This window comes from Streptomyces sp. NPDC047515 (assembly GCF_040643055.1).
In the GTDB taxonomy this organism is placed as follows: domain Bacteria; phylum Actinomycetota; class Actinomycetes; order Streptomycetales; family Streptomycetaceae; genus Streptomyces.
In genome coordinates this window covers 1-7,115 of record NZ_JBEYTM010000120.1, presented here as the reverse complement: position 1 = coordinate 7,115, position 7,115 = coordinate 1, and the positions used below count along the sequence as shown (strand labels likewise).

Annotated in this window: 5 protein-coding genes and 3 pseudogenes; 1 reads left to right on the top strand and 7 read right to left on the bottom strand. The window is 67.2% G+C overall.

Translation table 11 applies throughout. The features are described 5' to 3' along the window. Positions 1–291: pseudogene (locus ABZ826_RS38485) on the top strand (IS110 family transposase); the annotation flags it as partial. Positions 292–1,405: 1,114 nt separating this feature from the next. Here the strand turns inward: ABZ826_RS38485 and ABZ826_RS38480 are convergent. The 7 genes and pseudogenes from ABZ826_RS38480 to ABZ826_RS38450 all read right to left on the bottom strand — a co-directional run. Further along, a pseudogene (locus tag ABZ826_RS38480) lies at positions 1,406–1,846 on the bottom strand (DUF4158 domain-containing protein); the annotation flags it as partial. Between the two features lie 443 nt (positions 1,847–2,289). Further along, positions 2,290–4,347 (bottom strand): phosphocholine-specific phospholipase C, encoded by a 2,058-nt coding sequence (locus ABZ826_RS38475; RefSeq protein ID WP_361459129.1) that lies wholly within the window; start codon positions 4,345–4,347, stop codon positions 2,290–2,292. A 139-nt stretch (positions 4,348–4,486) separates the two neighbouring features. Beyond that, entirely contained in the window at positions 4,487–4,624 is a 138-nt protein-coding gene (locus ABZ826_RS38470; RefSeq protein WP_361459127.1) for a hypothetical protein, read from the bottom strand. Between the two features lie 199 nt (positions 4,625–4,823). After that, positions 4,824–5,207, bottom strand: coding sequence for a DUF1524 domain-containing protein (locus ABZ826_RS38465; RefSeq protein ID WP_361459125.1), 384 nt, complete (start codon positions 5,205–5,207; stop codon positions 4,824–4,826). Between the two features lie 22 nt (positions 5,208–5,229). Next, positions 5,230–5,313 (bottom strand): annotated as a pseudogene (locus ABZ826_RS38460) (transposase); the annotation flags it as partial. Positions 5,314–5,455: 142 nt separating this feature from the next. Then, positions 5,456–5,899: a hypothetical protein gene (locus ABZ826_RS38455; RefSeq protein ID WP_361459123.1), complete on the bottom strand. Its 444-nt coding sequence runs from the start codon at positions 5,897–5,899 to the stop codon at positions 5,456–5,458. A 123-nt stretch (positions 5,900–6,022) separates the two neighbouring features. After that, complete coding sequence (locus ABZ826_RS38450; RefSeq protein ID WP_361459121.1) at positions 6,023–7,012, bottom strand: YafY family protein; 990 nt, start codon at positions 7,010–7,012, stop codon at positions 6,023–6,025. Between the last annotated feature and the right edge of the window lie 103 nt (positions 7,013–7,115).

Below are 7,115 nucleotides of genomic sequence, written 5' to 3'. Positions count from 1 at the left end.
CGGATCGCCAACCGGCTCCGCGGCCTGCTCACCCAGATCCATCCGTCGCTGGAGCGGGTCCTGGGACCGCCCATCCAGCACCCGGCCGTGCTCAGGGTACTGGACCAGTTCGGCTCACCCGCCCAGATCCGCAAGGCAGGAAGGCGACGGCTGATCACGCTGATACGGCCGAAGGCTCCCCGCATGGCAGAGCGACTGGTCGAGGACACCTTTGCCGCACTCGACGAGCAGACCGTCGTCGTCCCGGGCACCGATGCGGCCGCGCTGATCGTTCCCAGCCTCGCCAGCTCGCCAACCGGGTGGTCACCTTCACTCCGCCCGACGAGCCGTCCGCCAGAGCGGCCGTGAGCCGGTCCAGGCCGTTCGTCATCCGCTGCTTCAGATCCGTGATGAACTCGGCCGCGTCCAGCGGCTGACGGATCGCCGCGTAGTGCACGGTGCGGGTGGCCTCGAAGTCTCCGGGCAGATCGTCCTCTGGGTTGCGCCAGCGGGCCGCGCCCTCGATGTAGATCTCACGGCGCCGGATCGTATCGCGCAGCGCGACCAGGACGCACAGCTCGTACGGGATGCGCTCGACCCTGCCCTTGTCGTCGACGACGGCCTCGCGCCAGTCCTTGCGCACGACGCCGTCCATCGACACCGCGTCCGCGGCGTCGTAGAAGCGGGTCTTGCCGTCGATGTCAGCGTACTTCTCCAGCAGCGCGAGTGCGTCCATCACTCCGGCCGGTACGCGGTCTTGTTGCAGCGGAACCCCAGCGGCGGCAGCATCTGCCGGTAGTACGAGCTGTACGACGAGCGCAGCGTGGTACGGACCTTGGCCTTGAAAGACCTTCTCGTTCGCCTTCGCCTCGGCCACCAGGTCGCGCAGCGTCTTCTCCCCGACCACCGGGTAGAGAGCTGTGCGTACGGTCTTGTCGGGCTGGCCGATCGCCGCGTCGGCGAGCCTGAAGAGGATGCCCTCCTTGCCTCGGACCTTCTTCAACTCGGCCGTGAGCTGCCTTTCCACCCGCCGCTCGGCCCGAGCGTTGATCTTCTGCACCAGGGCGATCAGCAGGTCCCCCAGGGCGTCGGTGATCTCCGCCTGCCGGGAGGAGCACAAGGCCGCGAGCAGCGTGATCCGTACACCCTCGGCGGTGTCGCGGAAGTCCGAGGGGTACATCTTGATCGCCCGCGCCCGCCACGCGGCCACCAGCTTCTCCGAGCAGTCCGCGAACAGCCCCTCGGGCAGCCCGAGTCTGCGCACGCCGTTCAGCTCGTTGACCTCGGTCAGCAGGGAGTCCAGGCCGACCGCGCCCGGGTCACGCTTGAGCAGCGCCAGCAGCCGGGCCACCCCGACCTCACCCAGGCGCTCGATGGCCCGCGCGCAGAGCACCCGCTCCCACCGGTTGCGGGCCGCGACCAGCACCTTCTCAACCTGGGTCCGGCCCGGCGGCTCAATACTGCGCGCCCGGCACTCGACCAGCACGGCCTCCCGCTGCCGGTCCTCCACCAGCTCGACCGGGCACACCTCCGTGGCCAGCCACGCGGTGAGCTGTTCCTCGTCCTCCAGAGTCGCCGGCCGGAACCCCAGGGCCTCGCGGATCTGCTTCCGGTGACGCTTCGCGCCCGCCAGGTCGTACTTCGCAAGCTCCGCGGCCGACACCTTCACCAGACCGGCGACGTACTCCACGGCGAGCTGCGGGAACTCCTCGACGAACTCCGGGAACCGGGCCTCGACCTCGAAGAACTTCAGCATCAGGCAGAAGCCGAGCCGCGTCACCCCGGTCTTGTTGGCCACGAGCTTCCAGTCGCCCTCCACCAGCGTCCAGCTCGCCAACAGTTCTTCCGGCGACCACTCCTGTCGCACACCCGCCCCTTGTCGTCGGCCCTTTGGGCATTCACCCGGACAGCCCAACGAGGCGCCCGGCACCGAGAAACGGCAGAGAAGCGACCCCTGAAACCTACTGGCGGGTTACTTGTTCCCTGGTGTCCGGGCTAGGACTCCGGGGCCTTCATGAGCTGGAGATATACCTCCCGCTCACGCAGCAGACGGCCACCGCTCCCTACTCCTACGACGGCGGCATCACCTGGACCCAGGCGCCGACCGGGCAGCAGGTTGGTGACTGGACGGCCGTCCTCGACCTCACGGCGCCTCCGGCAAGCAGGTCACCACGAAGGCCACCCTCAAGGACGCCAACGGCAACACGGTCACCCAGACCATCACCCGCGCCTACGACGTTCGCTGAACCACACGGTCCGGCCGGGCAGCCTCCCACAACGGGTAGCCCGCCCGGCCGGTGGGGGCAGATCTCACACGGTCGCGATGCCCGGGTCGCTCACGCCGGTCCGGCCGTTCTCGACGTGTCCAGCCAGCCGCCGAAGGTATCCGGCGTTACCCTCGACGACGACCGTCAGGTCGTACCAGTGCTTGGTGGCGCGCAGGTCGATACTCTGCTCGACGGTGGCACCGGCACGGACTGTGTAGGTTTGGGGCCCGCCGCCGTAGGCGTTGGTCACGGTGAGATGTGCGTCGGCGGCCGACGGGTTGGCCAGGGTGAGCTTCAGGTTGCCGGTGCCGGCGTCGTGGCGAGCCGTCACCTCCGGCTCGGCAACCTTGTTGTTGCCCTTGAAGGTACGCAGGAAGCCGTTCGGGCCATGGACCGTGAGGTCGTAACTGCCGCCGGAATAAACCGAGTTCCAGCTGTCGGAGATCGGCTTTCCGGCTGCCGCCGTGTATGTCCACGGGCCGTCGGTGCGCTTTTGTGAGCGTACCTGGAAGGCGGCACCAGTCCGGTCTCCTGCGCTGAACGTCAGCTTGTACTTACCGGTTGTGAGGTCCGCAGCCCCGTCGACGTAGGGCACGTACGCGAGCGGGCGACTCGGCCGCGCCCCAGCCTCTTGCCGGGGCAGGGCGCCCTGCACGGGCGGCTTCGGCACGTAGCTGCCGTGGCGGTCACGGTCCGGCGGGACGTAGCCCGCGGTGTCCGGCAGGCCCGCCGGGTCCGTGACCTTGAGGGAGAAGTCGAAGGCGGACGTCAGGTCGCCGCAGATAGCACGCCGCCACGGCGAGATATTGGTCTCCTTCACCCCGAACCGCTTCTCCATGAAGCGCAGGATCGAGGTGTGATCGAAGGTCTCCGAACAGACGTACCCGCCGGTGGACCACGGCGAGACGACAATCATCGGGACGCGCTGCCCGAGGCCGTAGGGGCCTGCGGCATATCCGATGCTGCCCTTGTAGTGGTCTAGCGTGGTGTCGACGGTGGACAGGCCCTGGCTCGCGGAGGCCGGCGGATAGGGCGGCACGATGTGGTCGAAGTAGCCGTCGTTCTCGTCATATGTGATGAACAGAGCGGTCTTGCTCCATACATCGGGGTTCGACGTGAGCGCTTCGAGAACTTGCGAGATATACCAAGCACCGTAGTTGGCTGGCCAGTTGGGGTGTTCGGAGAATGCTTCGGGGGCGGCGATCCAGGAGATCTGCGGCAGTTTTCCGGCCTTGACATCAGCTTTGAGGATGTCGAAGTATCCTTCTCCTGCCTTGGCGTTGGTGCCGGTGCGGGCTTTTTCGTACAGGGGATCGCCGGGCTTGGCACTGCGGTAGTTGTTGAAGTACAGCAGGGAGTTGTCGCCGTAGTTGCCACGGTACGCATCGTTGATCCAGCCCCATCCGCCAGCCGCGTCGAGGCCATCGCCTATGTCCTGGTACACCTTCCAGGAGACGCCCGCCTTCTCCAGGCGCTCGGCATACGTCGTCCAGCCGTAGCCCGCCTCCTGGTTGCCAAGGACCGGGCCGCCGCCGGTGCCGTCGTTGCCGACGTGGCCGGAGAGCATGTAGTAACGGTTCGGGTCGGTCGCGCCGATGAATGAGCAGTGGTAGTCGTCGCAGATCGTGAATCTGTCGGCGAGGGCGTAGTGGAACGGGATGTCGTCCCGCGTCAGATACGCCATGGTGCCGGTGCCTTTGGCGGGGATCCAGTTGTCGTACTTGCCGTTGTTGAACGCGCTGTGGCCGCCGGCCCAGTCGTGGTCGAGACCCGCGATGAATTGCATGCCCAGGTTGTCGGCGTCCGGGTGGTAGGGCAGCGTCTCCTTGCCGCCGCTCGACTGGTGCCATACCGGTTTGCCGCTGGGGAGCGTCACCGGGCGGGGGTCTCCGAAGCCCCGGATCCCCTTCATCGACCCGAAGTAATGGTCGAAGGAACGGTTTTCCTGCATGAGGACGACGATGTGCTCGATGTCCTGGACGGTTCCGCTGCGGCGCGCCGCGGGGATGGCGGCGGCATGGTCGATGGAGCCGGAGAGGGCGGCGAACCCGGCGGCGGCTCCGGCGATTTGGAGGAATCGGCGCCGATTGATTTCGGTCATGGGTGTGGGGGTCCTCCTGTTGCTTCGGTGATGTCCGTCCACGAAGAGGGGCAACGGAAGTATTCAAGAGGACCCGGACTTGAAGAAAGTGGGCTGAGGTGACGGTCACGCAAAATATCGGCGCCTGGTACGCGAGCCGTCAGCGTGTCACCGAGCGGGGTGCGCCGGTAGGGGACCGGGCGCCCTTCTTCCCGTATGCGGCATGCACGCTGTCGTCGATGCGGAGCCGGATGCCGGTGGTCCAGCCGGCCTCGGCGTCCGGATCGAGCAGGGCCACGAACTGAGCTCCGGCTGGTCCACTGTCCGCGGACAGACAAGGGTGGTCGCGTCGGATCGGCTCCTTATCCGAAGCAACAGAACGGGAAACGACGACTACCCAACTGAAGTGTCGGCCACAGAGACGTAACGCGAGGGTGAGCACCCCCGGGCATGGACACTTCAAATCCGAGACGATCCGCCGCCCCGATGACGGCGGGTCAGGTGTCGCAGGTGTCGAGCATCTGGGGCAGGCAAGCGGCCTCGCTCGGGTTGACGGTGAGCTGGTAGGTGGCCTTCACGCTGATCCAGGCACGGCTGCAGGTGCACGAGTACGACTGCAGCGGAGGCTTCCAGTCCCCCGGGTCTTTGTCGTCCTTCGCCCGATTGCTGCCGGCCGACACCGCGATCAACTGCGAATGAATCAGGCCGTTCGCGAAGGCGCGCCGCTCGGGCGTCGACCACGCAGACGTCCCGGAGCGCCAGGCTTCCTTGAGGGGGACAACATGATCGATGTCGATGCAGGATGCGGACTCGATGGTGCGTCCGTGATACGCGGAGTACCAGGTGCCGGACACAGCGTGGCACTGGTCGTCCTGGACCACCCAGGGAGGTCGGACGTGGCGGGGTCAGGGGCATGGTGCGGGCGGCATCCGCGATCACCGCTGCGTCGCGGGCGTCGGTTTTGGCTTCGCCGGGGTAGCGGTCTGCGCGCCCGAGAGGGCGCGAGCGCGTCAGGAGAGCCAGTCGGTGTAGCGGATGGGCCTCGGACCTACCTGTGGAGTGGGGTCCCGTGACCGTCCCGACCTCGAGCTCAGCGCCGTCGTCATCGGCGACGGGTCGAGACTTCGAGCTACTTCGCGCACTTGGCCTTGAAGGCGCCGAGCAGGGCCTTGCCTGCAGCGGAGTTGTCACACACGTACGCGTTGCCGTTGATGCTGATCGAGGTGTCGCTGGTCGAGATCGATTCGGTGCCGGTCCGCTCGTTGCGGCTATCGTCTCCGGCGACCGTCCAAATGATCTGGGTCCGATCCTTGTTGAACTCGCCGGTGCTGGTCACGTCCGGCTCCTCGTAGACACCGTCACAGGTGTACTCGTGATGCGAGACGGTGTTGCCCTTGACGACCAGCTGGCCGAGCTCGGACGTGCCGTTGACGCCCTTGATGTAGTAGGTCCCGTCGAGGCTGCTGTCGCTGTCTCCGCTGCTTCCGCCGCAGGCGGTGAGCATGAGCGCGCCCGCGGCCAGGGCCGCGGCGATCTTGGCCCGCGTCGCACGTGCGGTCCTGGTGGTGTTCATGGTGTTCTCCCTTCGTTCATTCTGGACAGTTGGCTTCGTCAACTCTGCTGGGGCTGGGTCGGCGGCATACGCGGCATCGGCGAATTCTAGGTGTGCCATCTCATGACATTGGTTCCTCGCCTGTCAGGCTTGGCGGGCGTAGGACGCGAGGCGATCGGCGAGCGCGATGACGAGGTCGCGCAGTTCATCGGGGCGCTCGATGACGAACGGCCGGTCGAGTGAGGCGAGTACCGGAGGCAACCAATCGAGCCGCTCCGCCCGCAGCTCGACGCGCAGCCAGCGCTCGGTCGCCCGGTCCTGGCCTGCCGCGGGCTCGTGCTCCGCCAGGCTCGCGACGCTGGCGGGAAGATGGGCGCGGATCTGCTCAACTGTCCCGTGGATCCGCAAGGTCACCTCATGCCGGTACTCGGCCGTGGCGAACCCTGACAACACGCGCTGTGCCGGACCGGGCCCCACGGGCGCTTCGAATGAACCGGGCAGGGTCCGCGCATCTGCGATGCGATCGAGCCGGAAGGTGCGGTCCTCGCCGATCCGGGCGTCCTTGCCCGTGACGTACCACCGGCCCGAATGGGCGACGATCCCGTACCCGTGCAGTGTGCGTTCGCTGCGCCGTCCGTCGCGGTCGGTGTAGCGGATCGAGACCGGTCGGCGGTGGCGCACCGCATCGGCGAGGGTGAGCAGGACCCCAGCGTCCGGGGTGTCGAACTTGCCGGGCTGGTCCGTGAAGGCGAGAGCCTCCAGAAGTGTGTCGAGCCGACGGGCGATGTGCTTGGGCAGCACCCGCCGGATCTTCGCTGATGCCGTCTCGTTTGCCGTGTGCTGCGTCGTCGTCAGCCCTGCTCGGCGGCCGGCGACCAGGCCGAGCAGCACGGCCAGCGCCTCGTCGTCGCTGAGCATGAGCGGAGGCAAGCGGTACCCGGGGGCGAGCCGGTACCCACCGTAGCGGCCGCGCACCGATTCCACGGGCACATCCAGGTCGATCAGCTGGTCCACATACCGCCGCACGGTGCGCCCTTCGACGCCGAGCCGGTCGGCGAGTTCGGCCGCCGTCCGGGTGCCGCCCGACTGCAGCAGCTCCAGGAGTGTCAGCACGCGGGCAGTGGGTCGGGGCATATGCACAACCTAACCTCGGGCTTTCGCGTGGCCGGGTGTCCGATGCGTGATCGGAAACGCGAAGAGTGCTCCTGACCTGCGACGATGGGACTTGTCTAGGGTC

What these genes read in the sequence shown, in the direction of transcription:
- ABZ826_RS38475 (WP_361459129.1), bottom strand. Translation starts at nt 4,347, where the DNA reads ATGACCGAAATCAATCGGCGCCGATTCCTCCAAATCGCCGGAGCCGCC.
- ABZ826_RS38455 (WP_361459123.1), bottom strand. Translation starts at nt 5,899, where the DNA reads ATGAACACCACCAGGACCGCACGTGCGACGCGGGCCAAGATCGCCGCG.
- ABZ826_RS38450 (WP_361459121.1), bottom strand. Translation starts at nt 7,012, where the DNA reads ATGCCCCGACCCACTGCCCGCGTGCTGACACTCCTGGAGCTGCTGCAG.